The organism is Rhodothalassium salexigens DSM 2132, from assembly GCF_004341375.1.
Taxonomy (GTDB): domain Bacteria; phylum Pseudomonadota; class Alphaproteobacteria; order Sphingomonadales; family Rhodothalassiaceae; genus Rhodothalassium; species Rhodothalassium salexigens.
In genome coordinates this window covers 32,558-48,016 of sequence record NZ_SLXO01000012.1, presented here as the reverse complement: position 1 = coordinate 48,016, position 15,459 = coordinate 32,558, and the positions used below count along the sequence as shown (strand labels likewise).

General features: G+C 70.0%; 13 protein-coding genes. 10 read left to right on the top strand and 3 right to left on the bottom strand.

All coding sequences use genetic code 11. From position 1 onward, the window contains the following. Positions 1-36 precede the first annotated feature (36 nt). Both EV659_RS13235 and EV659_RS13230 read left to right on the top strand, forming a co-directional pair. Complete coding sequence (locus tag EV659_RS13235; RefSeq protein WP_165878904.1) at positions 37-480, top strand: RidA family protein; 444 nt, start codon at positions 37-39, stop codon at positions 478-480. After that, the gene (locus EV659_RS13230; RefSeq protein WP_165878903.1) at positions 464-1,045 is read left to right on the top strand and encodes a RidA family protein; all 582 of its coding nucleotides are present in this window, start codon (positions 464-466) and stop codon (positions 1,043-1,045) included. The genes EV659_RS13235 and EV659_RS13230 overlap by 17 nt, the downstream gene beginning before the upstream one ends. Positions 1,046-1,084: 39 nt before the next feature. Here EV659_RS13230 and EV659_RS13225 read toward each other — a convergent pair whose 3' ends face one another. The 3 genes from EV659_RS13225 to EV659_RS13215 form a co-directional block, all read right to left on the bottom strand. Beyond that, positions 1,085-2,518 (bottom strand): condensation domain-containing protein, encoded by a 1,434-nt coding sequence (locus tag EV659_RS13225; RefSeq protein WP_132709368.1) that lies wholly within the window; start codon positions 2,516-2,518, stop codon positions 1,085-1,087. A gap of 207 nt (positions 2,519-2,725) precedes the next feature. Further along, entirely contained in the window at positions 2,726-3,772 is a 1,047-nt protein-coding gene (locus EV659_RS13220) for a RidA family protein (protein WP_132709367.1), read from the bottom strand. 122 nt (positions 3,773-3,894) lie between these two features. Next, positions 3,895-4,392 (bottom strand): RidA family protein, encoded by a 498-nt coding sequence (locus tag EV659_RS13215; RefSeq protein ID WP_165878902.1) that lies wholly within the window; start codon positions 4,390-4,392, stop codon positions 3,895-3,897. Positions 4,393-5,129: 737 nt separating this feature from the next. On the opposite strand from EV659_RS13215, the gene EV659_RS13210 reads away from it, so the two are divergent. From EV659_RS13210 to EV659_RS13175, 8 genes are all read left to right on the top strand, one after another. Further along, complete coding sequence (locus EV659_RS13210; protein ID WP_165878901.1) at positions 5,130-5,945, top strand: efflux RND transporter periplasmic adaptor subunit; 816 nt, start codon at positions 5,130-5,132, stop codon at positions 5,943-5,945. A gap of 60 nt (positions 5,946-6,005) precedes the next feature. Then, on the top strand, positions 6,006-8,177 hold the full coding sequence (locus EV659_RS13205; protein ID WP_132709364.1) for a non-ribosomal peptide synthetase: 2,172 nt from the start codon (positions 6,006-6,008) through the stop codon (positions 8,175-8,177). Then, complete coding sequence (locus tag EV659_RS13200) at positions 8,174-9,502, top strand: cytochrome P450 (protein WP_132709363.1); 1,329 nt, start codon at positions 8,174-8,176, stop codon at positions 9,500-9,502. Before EV659_RS13205 ends, EV659_RS13200 begins: the two co-directional genes overlap by 4 nt. 179 nt (positions 9,503-9,681) lie before the next feature. Then, complete coding sequence (locus EV659_RS13195) at positions 9,682-10,377, top strand: ABC transporter ATP-binding protein (protein WP_132709362.1); 696 nt, start codon at positions 9,682-9,684, stop codon at positions 10,375-10,377. Continuing rightward, positions 10,370-11,512: an ABC transporter permease gene (locus EV659_RS13190; protein ID WP_132709361.1), complete on the top strand. Its 1,143-nt coding sequence runs from the start codon at positions 10,370-10,372 to the stop codon at positions 11,510-11,512. Before EV659_RS13195 ends, EV659_RS13190 begins: the two co-directional genes overlap by 8 nt. Beyond that, entirely contained in the window at positions 11,509-12,738 is a 1,230-nt protein-coding gene (locus EV659_RS13185) for an ABC transporter permease (RefSeq protein ID WP_132709360.1), read from the top strand. The genes EV659_RS13190 and EV659_RS13185 overlap by 4 nt, the downstream gene beginning before the upstream one ends. 144 nt (positions 12,739-12,882) lie before the next feature. Beyond that, positions 12,883-14,709 carry a hypothetical protein gene (locus tag EV659_RS13180; RefSeq protein WP_132709359.1) on the top strand — a complete coding sequence of 609 codons (1,827 nt, stop codon included), beginning with the start codon at positions 12,883-12,885 and terminating at the stop codon, positions 14,707-14,709. Positions 14,710-15,025: 316 nt separating this feature from the next. After that, positions 15,026-15,424: a VOC family protein gene (locus EV659_RS13175; protein WP_132709358.1), complete on the top strand. Its 399-nt coding sequence runs from the start codon at positions 15,026-15,028 to the stop codon at positions 15,422-15,424. The last annotated feature ends 35 nt before the right edge of the window (positions 15,425-15,459 follow it).

Below are 15,459 nucleotides of genomic sequence, written 5' to 3'. Positions count from 1 at the left end.
CGCGCTGCTGCACCCGCGATCCGCCGCGCGGTGGCCGTGGCGCTGGCACTGGCCAGCGGTGCGGGCATGGCCCAGACACCGCCATCGATCGACCGTTTGCACCCCCCGGGCTTGACCAGTTCCGACGGCACCCCGGCAGTGGTGGCTGTGCGCAACGCCGGCACGACCATCCACATCGCCGGCCAGACCGCAATCACCACCGACTTCGAACTGGGCAGCGACGCCTTCGAAGACCAGGTCCGGCTGGCCCTGGCCAATCTGGACCACGCCCTGGACGCCGCCGGCGCCCAACGAACCGATCTGGTGTTCCTGCGGGTCTTCTATGTGGTCGATCCACGGGTCGACCGCAGCCGCATCGCGGCGGCGTTGGACAGCTATTTCGGAACCGAGCCCCGACCCGCGATCACCTGGGTCGGCACGCCGGCCCTGGTTGGTGAGGGCATGTTGGTGGAGGTGGAAGGCATTGCCGTGGCGCCGTGAACTCCTGACGCGCACCGCCGGTACGCTGGCCCTGCTCGGCCTATCGGCGGCGGGCGCCGTCGCTGGCGGAGCGTCCGCCGCCGATACGCCGAGCAGGGCGGCCCAAGAGCCCGTTCCCTCGCCCCGCACGGCCGGGGTGACCCGCTTCAACCCGCCGACGCTGTTCGACAGTCGCGACTTCTCCCATGTGGCCGTGGTCACCGGACGGCCGGGGCGGGCGTATGTGGCCGGCCTTGGCCCGCACGACGCCGATGGGCGGATCAGCGCCGGGCATCGCTTGCAGAAACAGGTGCAGGCGGTGCTGGCCAATGCCCGCCGGGCCCTCGACGCGGTTGGCGCGGGGCCCGAGGATGTGGTGCGTCTCCACATCTATGTGGCCGACTATCACCCGATGCATGGGCTGATCGTCTCGCCCAAGGTGCGGGCCTTCTTCGACGGTCGCATGCCGGTGTCGTCCTTCGTCCCCGTGGCCGGCCTCGCCTGGCCCGGGGCACGCATCCAGATCGATATGGAAGTGGCCCTGCCGCCCGAGCCTCCAGCCGGCCCCGACGGCCGCGGCCCTTAACGCCGCGCCGGGACCGATCCCAAGCAGTTGCCCGAGCCGCTAGATTTCCACCGTCTCGGTCATCCCGTCCGGACGGGCCGTGGCCGACGGGGTCGCCAGGGGCGCCTGGCCAGCGGCGGATGAACCGACCGCAGCGCCCGGCCGCTCACTCACCGCGTCCCGGACAAATGCCGCGAACGCCGCCGCCAGGGCCAAAGCGGACCCCGGCGCCATCGCGTCATGGTCGATCTGCCACAGCGTTTCGACGCGGTCGGCGCTCTCCTCCACGGTTAGCATAACCGCCTGCAGACATCCCGCAGGCAGCGCCGCCGCCGGCCGGTACAGCCCGGTCAGAGCGCGCCATCCCTGCGGCGCGGGCAGGCCGAACCGGCGCTCGAACCGCACATAATTGAACAGGAGCCGAAACGGCGGCCCGTGCCAATCGACACCCGCCGTCGCCTGCACGGCCGACGGCGCCAGACGCGCGTGGGCACTGACCGCGTGTAACGCCTGGCCCGCCGCGCGGAGCGCCGCCGCAGGATCGGCATCGTCGGCGCCATGAACCACCACCGGCAGGGCCGCCATGTGGTAGCCGAACGCACCGCGCGCGGCCCGGCCGACGCGGCGGTCGAAGGTGGCACCCAGAACCACCGGCCCGGCAACCGGTGCGCCGGCCGCCGTTTGGCCGCGTCGGGTGGCGACGAACCGGGCCAACAATCCAAAAACAAAGGCGCAGGGTGTCATGCCCATCGTCCGTGCCGCGGCGCGCAGTCGACCGGCCGGAACGCCGGGGTCGGCGCGGTACAGCGCGCCCTCGCCGCGCCGCCAGCCCGACGCCGCCACGCCGCGTTCGGCACCATCGGCCAAGCCGGACACGTCCGTCGGCCCGCGGACACCGCCCAGATGACGGGCCCAGAACGCCCGGTCGGCCGCCCCCGAGGCCGAGCGAGCGTGGGCCTCCTCAGCCGCAGCGCGCGCTGCCTGGACCGCGGCGTCGTCCGCGACCGGCGGCGCCGGGATCGTCCCGCCCAGCTCGGCTTCGAGGAAGCGAGCGATCAGATCCAGGGTGGGGAAATCCGCACAGCGGTGATCGAGGCGTACCGCCAACAGCCGCGTTTCGCCTCCGCTGATCGAGACGAACCGGGCCATGGGCGCCCGGGTCGTATCGCCGCGCTGGCGCACCTCGGCGCCCACCACGCCGTCGACCGCCACCCGGTCGCCGGCCGACAGCCGCACCGAGCGCAGCCGCGGGCCAACCGCCGAATGCTCGGTCAGCCGCGGGCCGGCAGCGGTCTCCACCAAACGCCAGCGCAACGCCGCATGGCGCGCGACCAGGCGATCGATCGCGGCGGCCAACGCGGCGTCGGTGACCGGAGCGGCGAGCGTGAACAGCCCGACCACCTCGCCCACCGGCACCGGCGCAAACCGGCCCACGGCGTCGTGGAGCGCCCGTTGCGCGCCGGTTAACGGCAGCAGGGTCCGGGTCACCGCCATGATGCCACGCCCGCGATCGGGGCGCGTGGACCGGCAAGAGCCGCCGACAGACCGCGGCTTTGCAGCCCACCACGGAACCGTTTAACCGCCGGGGCGAAACGCCTGTGGCGTTCGACCCGACCGCTAAACCGCTCGCATTTGGGAAGACGACGCCCGCCCCTCGGCCAAGCGGGGCCACGGCGTGACCCAGCTCGATCGGCCGCGGCGCTAGTTGGCAATGATCCCGGTGCCTTCAAGCGAAACACCCAGTTCCTGGACACCACAAGCAACCCTGACCGGCTCCATTTTCATGGTCACGGCGTCGGCGTCGAACGCCGACCCGATCTCGCGGGTCATGAAGTCGGCGATCGCCCGCGAGATGACCTTCTCGCTGCCGGCGTCGCGGGCCAGGGCGAGCTTGGCGCGGTCGGCCCCCAGATTGGCCCGGCGCGACGCCACCTGACGCGGCTCGCCCGCCCCGGCGAGGACACGCAGCCCCTCGGGCACGTAGTGCACGGTCAGCGAGTCGATATCGGCCATGGACCCGCCGGCGTCCTTGACCACGGCGGCGAAATTCTCAAGCGCCGCCGTGACCTCGGCCGACAGATCACCATACCCCTTGATCATGAAGTTCTGCTGCATGGCGGTAACATTGCCGATCATCATGCGGCGTTCGGCGCTGGCGCCCCGGATCCGGGCCATGCGCTTCTGCGGCGTCAGCATTTCCGCATAGGTTTGTTCGTGGACGTTGGCCAGCGTCACGTCCATGGCCATCATCACCCCGTCGCGGCCGAGTGTGTCGACGCCGAGCACGCTGCTGACCGGATAGTCGGAAAAGCCCTGAGCCTTGGGGCCATAGTTCACGCGCGGCTGAAAGAAGGCGCGCCGGACATCCGACAAATCGGCCAGGGCGTCGAGCGATTCTTCGCTGGTCAGGCCCTTGCCGGCGAACACCAGGTCGATGCCGACCACATACAGGTCTTCGGCCCCCATTTCTTCCAACGTCGCCGCCAATTGCTTGAAGGCCGAGCGGGCCTGCGCCTTCATGCTGGTGCTGCGGTCGGTGGGATAGATGCGCTTGAGCGTGATCGGCTCGAGCCACGATTCGAAGGTCGCGCCATAGGAGAAATCCCAGCGCGGCAGCGTTTCGGGATTGTGGTAGCTGATCATCGGCCCGGCGTCGGCCTGACTATCGGCGGCCGCGGCGGTGCCCGGCATGCCCATAAGCGAGAGCGTCGCCGCGACGCCCACCAATCCTTGGAGTGGTCTCAACATGGTCCGTTCCTTTCCGTTGCAACAGGGGTTCATGCGAAACGCCGTCCGCGGCGCGAAGACCCCGGTGCCCGAACGGCGTCGGTCGGCTTTGGGTTTTGCACTCAGAGACTCTTCTTGTTGTTTCAGTTGCTCACTTTCGGTCTCATGGCGCCGACCGCGACCGCGTCCACTTGGACCCGTATGCCGTCGACGATGAGATGGCTGACGCCCGCCATGGTGGTGGCGGGCATATCCTCGCGCGCGAAAAACGCCTTCAACTCCTCCGAAATCACGAACGGGTCGCGGGGCGTTTCATAGACGTACTGGACGTTGAGCCTGATCACGTCATCGGCGCTGACCCCGGCGGCGGCCAGCGCCTCGCACAGATTGTCGAGGGCGACGCCGACCTGGCCGCGCAGGTCGTCGCCCAGAACCTCGTAAGACGCGCTGACCGGGATCTGGCCAGAGATGTGGACCGTCGCCCGCCCCGGCGGCACCACCACCGCTGAGGAGTAGGCATCGGACTCGAAAAGGCTTTCCGGGTTGACATGACGCACCTTCACCGGCGGCCCCTCGCGCCGGGCGTCGCACCCGGTCTGGGCACCGGCGATGCTGGCCGGCCCGACGACTGCCAGGGCCAAGGCGCATCCCAGGGCGGACCCCGGCCCTGCCCCCGCGGCCGACCTCGGGGGTGAGACACGTCTAGCGGCACCATATTTCGCGCATTGGTTCATTTGCGTTTCCATGTTTCAGCTTTAACGTGCTATTTTGTTGACAATTACTTGATATAATCTGGGGAGTCAATATATCCTAAGCTTCAATCATAGATAGCAGGACGCCGACGCGGCGGTACCCGATGCGCCGGACGCCACCCGCGCCCGGCGCCCGTCCCAACGCGCCCGAGGCGCGCACAGGCGGCAAATTGGCCGCTCCGGGAAAACGTGCTACGCTTGCTTAACTCATTCTGATTTTTCTCTTTCTGAGGCGCTTTGCGATGGCTCCCCCCCAGGCGTCCGACATTGCCGACAAACTGGACCACCTCAAGAATGTTCAAGCCATCGATCCGGCGCGCCAGAAAGCGGCCAGGCCCCGACGCATTCCCCCGGCGATTCTGTTTCTGGCCGGTGGGCTTACGGGCGGCGCCGGGGTGGCGCTGGCATTCCTCCTCGCTGTGCCGGGGCTGCCCCGGGTGACGCCCGGCGCGGCGACCGACGACGCCGCGGCCACGCCCGCCCCCCTCGCGGGCGGGTCACGGACTGACACGGCAACCGATGCGCCACCGCGGGCGAACGCCGCCGCCCCGGATGGAGCATTGCGCCCGGCCGCCCCCGCGACCACGGGCGCCGGCTCGTCAGCACCGCCCCTTGCCACCGCGTCGATGCCCGCCCCGACCATCCAGGCCGCCGGTTTTTCTGCCTCGGGCTTCGTGGTGGCGCGGCGCAAGGCCACCGTCTCGGCCCAGATCACCGGCCAGATCGTCCGCATCGAGGTGGAAGAGGGCGAGCGGGTCGCCGCCGGCGACGTGATCGCCCGGCTCGACGCCCAGGCGGCCGACGCCGAAGTTGCCCGCATGACCGCCGAGTTGGCCGCCGCCCGCGCCGACCGGGCCGCCGCCGACAGCCAGATCGACGAAGCCGAACGCGCCCTTGCCCGGACCCAGGCGCTGATCGAACGCGCCTTCGCCACCGAGGCGCTGCTGATCGAACGCCGGACCCGGCTGGCGCGCTTACGCGCCGAAAGCCGCCAGGCCGATGCGCGGGTACAGGCGACCAAGGCCGGGCTGGCCACCGCAAGGGTGCGGCGCGACCAGCACATCATCCGCGCGCCCTTCGCCGGCGTCGTGGTCGAAAAGAACGCCCAGCCCGGCGAAATCATCTCGCCCGTCTCGGCCGGCGGCGGGTTCACCCGCACCGGTATCTGCACCTTGATCGACATGGCCAGCCTGGAACTGGAGGTGGACGTCAACGAATCGTTCATCGCCCGCGTGCGCCCGGGCCAGCGGGTGCGCGCCGAACTCAACGCCTATCCCGACACCCCGATCGCCGGCCGTGTGGTCGCAAAACTTGCTACCGCAGATAGAAATAAGGCGACGGTTCGCACAAGAATTGCTATTCTCGACCAAAATGAGAACATTCTACCGGAGATGGCCGTAACGGTTTTCTTCCCCGCAACGCGGGACGACACGCCGGGCTGAGCCGGCCCGCGCCGACCGCGCGGCCACCGCCCCCGGCCGCGGAATCAAGAGGGCGGGCGCATGATCGACGTCTCCAGATCCGAGACACCCGAGACTGGCCGAACCGGGGCTGGCCGATCCGAAACCGACACCAAGCGGACACCGCCGCCGACCTTGCTGCATCTTTTGGCGCGGCACGCCGTCGAGCGTCCCCACCACATCGCGCTGCGCCATTTGGACGGTGACGGCCAGGTTCGCGAGGCGATCGACTATGCGACCCTGGCCGGCCGGGTCGAAGCGTGCCGCGCCCGTCTCCGCGCCCAAGTGCCGGGCGACGCCCGGGTAATCGTCGATGCGGAAACCGGGATCGACACGGTGATAGCGCTGTTGGGGATCATGGCCGCCGGGCGCTGCGCGATCCCGGTGCGGCCGACCAAATCGGCCGCCCAGGGCGCCGCACGCGCCGCCCTTGCCGAGCGCTGCGGGGCGGCGGCGCTGGTCCTCGGCGCCACGGTCCGGCCGGTCGACGACGCCGCTGCCGCACCGCCGGTCTTGCCGCTCGCCGCAGTCACCGCCCCGGCCAACCCGACAAGCGCGGCCCAACCGATGACCACCATGCTGCGACCCGACGCCCGGGCCGACCAGACCGCCTATATCCAGTGCACTTCCGGCACCATGAGCGCCGCCAAGGCCGTCTGTATCGGCCACGCCAACCTGCTGGCCAACCAAAGGGCGATCTGTGACGCCTTCGGCCACGATGGCGACACCCGAGTGGTCACCTGGCTGCCGCACTATCACGATATGGGGCTGGTCGGGACGCTGATGCAGCCGCTGTTCGTCGGCGCCACCGTGACGTTCATGGCGCCCCACCTGTTCGCCGCCAAACCGGCCCGCTGGCTCGACGCCATCCACCGCCACCGGGCGACCACCAGCGGCGCCCCCACCTTCGCCTATGAACTGTGCGTCCGGCGCATCGCAACGCCGCCGGCGGATTGGGACCTGTCCGGTTGGCAGGTGGCATTCGTGGGTGCCGAGCCGGTGCGCGCGGCGGTGCTGCGCGCCTTCGCCGACCGCTTCGCCGCGACCGGCTTCAAGGCCGACGCGCTGTTTCCCTGCTACGGGCTGGCCGAGGCCACCTTGTTCGTCACCGGCGGACCGCGCGGCGTCGGGCTGACCAGCCGGCCGCGCCCCGATGGCGGCGGCGAGGCGGTCGCCTGCGGCACCCCGGCGGCGGGCACGCGGGTCCGCATCGTCGACCCGGGAACCCTGGCATCGGTGGCGCCGGGGCGGACCGGCGAGGTCTGCATTGCCGGGCCCGGTGTCGCCCAAGGCTATGCCCACGACCCGGACGCCACCGCCGCAACCTTCGGCGCGGTGACCGACGCCGACGGCCGCGCCTATCTGCGCACCGGCGATCTGGGCTTTCTGACCGACGGGGCGCTGCACCTGGTGGGCCGGGCCAAGAACACCGTGATCTGCGACGGCGTCAGCCACTTGGCGGAGGATCTGGAAGCTGTCGCCGCGGCCGCCACCGACCTGTTCGCACCCGGCGCCGTCGCGGTCTGGCCGGGCGAACCGGAGCACGGAACCGACGATCCCGCCGACCGGCCCCCCGCCGGCGCGGCGACCGGCTTCTGTCTGGCCGGCGAGATCGCCCGCACCGCCTGGCGTTCGGCCGACGCCGACGCACTCGCCGAGCGGGTCGCCGCCGCCCTGATCGACCGCGCCGGCGCGCGGCCCGCCGCGGTCCATATCCTGCCGCCGTACAGCCTGCCCCGGACCACCAGCGGCAAGCCACGCCGACACGCCTGTGCGCGCGGCATCGCCGCCGGGCAGATCCGGCCGCTGGCCCGCTGGACCGCGCCGCACCGCCCGGTCACCGCCCCGACCGCGTCCGACGACGACGGATTACCCAACCAACCCCGAAACGGCAGCGCCGACAAAACCGAGACCGCCGGTCCGCCGGACCGGATCGACGCGATGCACCGGTTCGTGATCGGCTGGATCGCCGATGTGGTGGGGCTCGCCGCCGACCAGGTGCCATCCGACACACCGTTCCCCGAATTGGGCCTCGACTCGCGCGACCTGATGGAACTGGCCGACGCCGTCTCCGAACGCCTCGACCGCGACATCGACCCCCAGATCATGTGGGAGTTCCCAACGCCTCGAAGCTTCGCCGACGCCGCCGCCCGAATGGCCAGCGCGGATGCCGACACCACCGCCGCGGCCGCCGGCACGGACGCCGCCGAATGACCCTCGCCAGCGACCATGGCGCCCCAGCGGCAACCGCCACGCCGCCTGCGCCACCGCGCTTCAACCCGTTCACCCGCGCCTATGCCGACGACCCCTACCCCACGCTTGCGGCCCTGCGCAGCCGGCGACCGGTTCTGCCGGTCGCCGGCTGCGACGGTCGCGACTGGGTGGTCACCGGACAGGCCGCCTTACGTCACGCTCTCAGCCACCCGGATGTGGGCGTCGACGACCTGCCCGCCAGGGTCAACCGGGCCGCCGCCGAGGCCGGAGCAAGCCCATCGCTGCACACGCTGGCGCACCATCTGGGCCATTGGTTGTTCTTCATGGACGGCGCGTCCCATCGCGCGCTGCGCGGTTTGCTGGCCCCGATCGGCCGACGCGACGCCATGGTCGCCCATCGCGCGCGCCTGACCGACCTCGCCGACCGGTCCATCGACGCCCTGGCGCGCACGCTGGACCACACCGGTGGCGTCGATCTGGTGCCCGATTTGGCGGCGCCCTACGTGTTCCAGGCCAATGCGCTGGTCCTGGGGCTCGACCGCGACATGCCGGCCGATGCCTGTCACCTCGGCGGATCCGATGGCGCATGGGCATGGGCGAGCCACGCCTCGCGGCTGTTCGACATCTTCACCCAGCCGATGCCGCCACGGCGCCTAAACGCCATCGCCGACGCCGCGGCCGCGCTCGACGCACCGATCGCCGCCGCCCTGGCCACTGGCGACGTCGATGCCGACCCCGCCCGCGCCGCCCCCCTGCCGGCCCTGCTGCGACGCGGGCTCGACGCACACCGCCTCACCCGCGAAGCGGCCACGGCGCTCGTCGTGATGATGCTGGCGGTCGGACAGGACACAGCCCAAAACCTGATCGCCAACGCCATCGCCGCGCTGTTCGCGGCGCCGGACCAAGCCCGTCGGCTGACCGCCCGGCCCGATCTGGCCGCTGCCGCGGCGCGTGAATGCGCGCGCTACGACAGCCCGGTGCAGATGATCGTGCGCCGGACCGAACGACCGCTCGCATTGGGCGGTGAAGCCATCGCCGCCGGGGAACGCTTGTTCTTGATGTTGGGCGCCGCCAACCGCGACCCCGCAACCGTCAACGCACCCGACCGCCTTTGGTTGGCACGCGAGGACGCATCGCTGCTGCCGTTCGGCCACGGACCGCATTTCTGCCTCGGCGCCCAGGCCGCCCTTGTTCAGACCGAATGCCTGCTTGCTGCGCTTGCCCGGCGCGACTTCTGGGCGCGCCACCGACTCGAGGCCAGCGAACGGCTGCGCGCCCCCCATCTGCGCGGGTTCGCCCGGCTCTGCGTCCGACCAAGCGATTGATCCCGCGGCACCAACTGATCCGCCTTGGTGAAATCTTGGCAGCATGAAATTATCTTGGTAAAAGCTCCTTGGGGTTGCATCCGCGTGGTTTTCAACAATCAAAGATGACCGCCGATCGGCAGTGCCCGGCAACTTGGCCGATCGCCGCGACGGCGCGCAAACCGCACGGGAGGATCCACATGCCGATGGCCGTGGACGTGGACGGGGTCAGCAAGACCTATGTGACCGACGGCGTGAAAACGCCAGCGCTCAATGCCGTGTCGCTCAGCGTCGGCGAAGCGGAGTTCGTCGGCATCTGCGGGCCATCGGGCTCGGGCAAATCCACCCTGCTCAGCCTGATCGGCGGGCTAGAGCGGCCCGATCGCGGCCAAATCACCGTGTTTGGCCAGGATCTGGGAGCGCTGTCGGACAGCCAGTTGATCGATTTCCGCAAGCGTCACATCGGCTTCGTGTTTCAGGATTTCTACTTTCTCGAAGTCTTATCGGTGCGCAAGAACGTCGCGCTGCCGCTACGATTGCGTCGGCTGTCGCGGCGCCAGATTCGCGACAGCGTCGACACCGCGCTCGATCTGGTCGGCCTCGGCCATGTGGCCGACAAGCGCACGCGCTACCTGTCCGGCGGTGAAAAGCAACGCGCCGCCATCGCCCGCGCGTTCATCGCCAATCCCGGACTGATCATCTGCGACGAGCCCACGGGCCAGCTCGACCGCGTCAACGCCCGGCAAGTGCTGGACCTGCTGCGCGCGCTGTCGGACCGCGGCACCACGGTGGTCATGGTCACCCACGACCTGGTCGCGGCCGACGCCTGCGACCGGGTCATCCTGCTCGACAAGGGCCGCGTCGAGCCCGCCCCCCGGCAACAAGCCCATGCTTGACCTGATCGCCAACAGCCTGCGCCGCACCTGGCTGCGCACCGTGCTGATGATCGCTGCGTCGACCATGTGCTTCCTGCTCTTCGGCCTACTCGGCACGGTGTTCCTGTCGCTGAACAAAAGCGTCACCGGCGACGACAGCGGCCGGGTCATCACCGTCAACCGGATCAACATTCAACAGCCCCTGCCAGTGCGCTACGCCGACGAGATCGCGCGCACCGAGGGGGTCGCGGATGTCAGCCTCGGGGTCTGGTTTGGCGGCTATACCGAGCAGCCGGGCCAGCAGTTCCCCGCCTTTCCAGTGCGCGGCGCGCCCTATCTGGCGCTCTACCCCGAAATCGCCGTCGACCCGGCGGGACGCGCGCGCTGGCTCGACGAACGGCGCGGCGTGCTCGTGGAGCAAAGGCTGGCCGACGAGGAAGGTTGGCAGGTGGGCGACGCGGTGGTGGTCAACAGCCTGATCTGGCCGCAGCAAGACGGCTCCAAGGCGTGGTCGTTCACGGTATCGGGGATCTATCGCGACGACAGCCCGTTCGGCGCCCGCACGCTGCTGATGCACTATGATGCGTTCAACGAGGCGCGGCGCTTCGGCACCGACACCGTCGCCTGGCTGGTGTTCGACCTGGCGCCCGGCGCCGACGTGGCCGACGTGGCCCGGCGCATCGACGACCGCTATCTGAATTCGGGCAACGCCACGCGCACCCAGTCGGAAGAGGTCTATCAGCAAGCCTATCTCAACCAGTTCGGCAATCTGAGCCAGATCGTCATGATCCTGGCCGCCGCCGGCTTCCTGACCTCGTTCCTGGTGCTCGCCAACGCCCAGGCGCTGACGTTGAAGGAACGCGCGCGCGACTATGCCGTGCTACTGACGCTGGGCTTCCGGCGCGCCACCCTGGCCCTGGCGGCGGTCGGCGAGACCCTGCTGACCGTCGGCATCGGCGCGGTGATCGGGCTGTCCGTCGCCTGGGCCTATATCGTCTGGCAACCGATCGACCTGGGCTCGTTCCTGCCCGACATCGACTTCCACGGCGAGGTGCTGTGGGCGGCGCTACCGATCCTGCTGTTGCTCGCCGTGCTGGCCAGTGCTGCGCCGCTGGCCAGCACCTTCCGACTGCAGATCATGGAGTCGCTGCGATGACCGGGCCAGCATCCGGGCCGGCCGCCAGCCCGCGCCGCGACGGGGCCGCGCCGCTGTCCGCCTTGATGACCGTGATCGGCATCAATCTGGGTGTCTCGGCCCGCCGGCCGGGGCGCACCCTCGCCGCGGTCGGCGCGACAATGATCGTAGTCGCCGCCTTTCTGGCCTTCGTCGGCCTCGGCGAAGGCTTTCAACGGACGCTGGACAGCGCCGGCGACCCTCAGGTCGCGGTGGTTCTGAGCCGCGGCGCCCAGTCCGAGTCTAACTCCACGATCACCACCCCCACCGCCGACGCCCTGATCGCCGCAGCGAGCAACCTGATCGCCAGCAGCCGGCGCCCCGCCTCGCAAGAGGTGCTGGTGGTGGTCAACAGCGAACGCCGCGACACCGGCATGCCCGCCAACACGACGCTGCGCGGCGTGACCGACGCGGGCTATGCCTATCGCGCGGGCTTCCACCTGCTTGCCGGACGCCGACCGATCCCGGGCGAGAACGAACTGATCGCCGGTCGGGCCGCCGCTCGTCTCTACGCCGATCTGGACCCCGGCGCCACGGTGCGCTTTGGCGAGACCGAGTGGCGCGTGGTGGGCCTGTTCGCCACCCGCTCCATCGTCCACGAGTCGGAAATCTGGACCTCGGTGACGGCGGCGCAGAGCCTGTTCCGGCGCCAAGGCCAGGTTCAGACGGTGCGGCTCGACCTGGGGCCGGACGCAAACCTGGAAGCGCTGAGCAACTTGATCGACGACGACCCGCGCCTGTCGCTGTCGGCGGTCGCGGAAGACGCCTATTTCGCCCGTCAGGCTGGGTCGCTCGCCGCGTTCGTGCGCAAGGTGGGCTATCCTATGGCGGCGATCATGGCCATCGGCGCGATCGCCGGCATGGTCAATTCGATCCATTCGCTGATCATGAGCCGGCGGCGCGAGACCGGCATGATGCGCGCCTTCGGCTACCGGCCGGGGACGATCGCCGGCGGCATCGTGGTCGAAGCCCTGGTGCTGGCGCTGATCGGCGGCGCGCTCGGCGTGGGGGTGGCCTGGCTGGGCTTCGACGGCCGCATGTCCAGCACGCTGGGCCCGTCCTTCTCCCAGATCGTCTTCGCGTTCGACGTGTCAGGCTTGCTGGCCGCGCAGGGCATGGCTCTGGCGCTCGCCATCGGCCTGCTCGGCGGCTTGCCCACCGCCCTGTGGTGCGCCCGTCGCCCGGTGCTGGAGATGATACGGAGATGACAGCGCGCCGCACGCAGCCCGACCCTGTCGGTCGGGGCAGCCGGGGACAGTTCGGTCTCCCGCCGAGGCCGCCGAGACAGCCAGACAGCCAGACAGCCATGACGACACACCAGCCCAGGAGGTCGATCCGCCATGAACATCCGCATGTCCCGCCCCTCGCGGCGCGCGCGGCTGCGCTGGACCGTGCTGCTTGGCCTGCTCGCCAGCGCCGCCGCGGCAACGGAGGCTGCCGGCAGCCGGGCTCACACCGCTCGGACGACCGACTTGGACGCCCCCCCGCCACCGACCGCCGAGGCCGCCCCATCGACCGACCGGGCGGCAGACGCGCCGCTTGACTTGCCGGCCGGGTTCATCGGCCCCGCCCTGCCGCGCGACATAACGGGCGGTGCGCCTGCGGCGACCCTGACCGACGCCGCCCTGTTCGCTTGGCGCGACTTCCTGGCCCTCAACTGGCCGGCCGCCGCCGGGGCCCGCGGCAAGGCCCGGGCGGACGCGCCGCTGGACGGCGGCGCCTTGGGTGATGACGCTGACGGGCTTCCGGCGACGCGCGTCTGGTCCACGTTCAAGGCACGGGTCGAGACCTATCCGGGCCAGGGCGATCCGTTCGCCCCCGGTGCGGCGGACTATGGCGCCCAAGCCCCGCCGCGCTACATCTATGGACCCGATGCCGGCGACGACCCGGCGCATCCGGGCCGGATCACCCCTTGCGACCGCACCGCCGACCGCCTTGCCGTGCCCTGGCACAATCTGGACGAACCCAATCACAACAATCTGCGCGCCGGCCTGTCGCCCGAAGCCCCCTTTCCGGGTCAGCAGGTGCTCTTGGAGACCAAGATCAATCCGGTGGGCTATCGCTATGTGGCCGAGCGCGGCTGGTACGGCGCCCGATCGATCCGCAAGGCGTATCGCCGCACCGGCGATTTCATCCGCCGCGAACAACGCGCGCCGGAACCCGGCAGCACCGACGATCAGGGCCGCGCTTATGTGGTGTTTCCCGACCAGACCATGAGGCTCAAGGCCGGCTGGCGACGGCTTGGCGCGCAGGACGATCCAGCGCGCTTCCTGATCGAGCGCGTGCGCTATTACGAACCGCGCGGCGACGGCGTGTGCTACCGCGACTCCGACCCGGCGGGGGTCGGCGGCGACCAGGCGGGCGGCGAAAACGCCCGCGACCGTTGGGGTCTGCTGGCCTTCCATATCACCCACAAAACGCCGTCGGCGCCCTATTTCATCTGGGCGACGTTCGAGCATGTGGACGCGTTGGTGCGCAACCAGCCGGCCGGCAGCCCGGTCGAGACGCTCGAAACCCCCGCCGGCGGTCGTACGCGACCGGTCGAGCGCGTCTACACGCCAGCCCTTGAGGTCGTCGCCGCCGCCACCAAGGACAGCGAACAGCATGTGCGCGTGCGCGGATCGGACCCCGCCCCCGCGGGCCAAGCGCTCTATTTCATCCAGGAAGCGCGCCACGGCGTGCCTGGCGTCGAGCGCGTGGCGGTGGAGGCCCGGCTGTTCGAGACGCCGGCCGAAATCCGCGCCGTCAACCGCGCCGTCCAGGCCCGGCTGGCCGCCGCCTATCCGGCCTCGCCGCTCAGCCACTACCGCTTGGTCAGCGTGCAATGGGTGCCGGTGGACAAGCCGGTGCCCGGCCGGCCCTACACCGACGGCGCCGTCGATCCGGCGGTCTATTATGCCGCCAATGTGGTGCTCGAACCCCAGCCGGTGCACCAAGCATTCTCGGGCCAGTTCATTGCCGGCTTCACCCTCGCCAGCGATTTCCTGCACCAAGACCTGATCTTCCTCAACCCGCGGCCCAATCCAGGTAAACCGGTGTTCCTGAACACCTTCTATCAAGGCCGCGGCTATCTGGCCGGCGGCTGCATGGGCTGCCATGGCAGCCGCCAAGCCTATGGCACCGACTGGAGTTTCACGCTTTATCGCGGCCGGGTGATGGCACCGGAAACCAAGCCCTGAGCTTCGCACCAAAGTGCGCATAGCGAGCACGATTTATAATGAAACACAACGAAAACGCGATTTTCGATAGACCGAATACCTTGAACCGATTACTCTTCACCCGAGGCAACGACCGCCCGCCCTGGCGCACTCAAGCCCGGCCGGCGCTGGCCGGGGGCTCGGCGGAACACCCGGACGCGGGCGACAGCGGCGCCATGAAACGCCGGTCCGGCGGGATATCTCCGCGCCAGAACCGGGGTGCGGCACGACCCGCCGCGCGGCAGGACAGGCGGCAGGACAGGTGCCAGGAAAGGTGCCAGGAAAGGGAGAGCGACGCATGGCCCATTCGGTGGTGCATTTCGAGATCTTGGCCGACGATCTGGAGCGGGCGCAGAAGTTCTACGGCGACGTCTTCGGCTGGACATTCCAGGCTTGGGGACCGCCCGACTTCTTTCTCATCCACACGCCCAAGAGCGACGACCCCGGTATCGTCGAAGGCGCGCTGGCCAAACGGACCGCCCCGGCGGGCGACGGCGTCAACGGCTTTCGCTGCACGATCACCGTGCCGGACGTGGCCGCGGTGGCGGCACGCATCACCGAAGCCGGCGGCACCCTGCTCAACGAGCCGATGGAGATTCCCACCGTCGGCAAGGTGGCCGCGTTCAAGGACAGCGAAGGGAATGAAGTGGCGGTGATGGAGTACGACCCGGCCGACCGCCGCCATGTGAAGGACTGACCCGCGACCCACCCGGCCGCCCCGGCGCCGGCTGC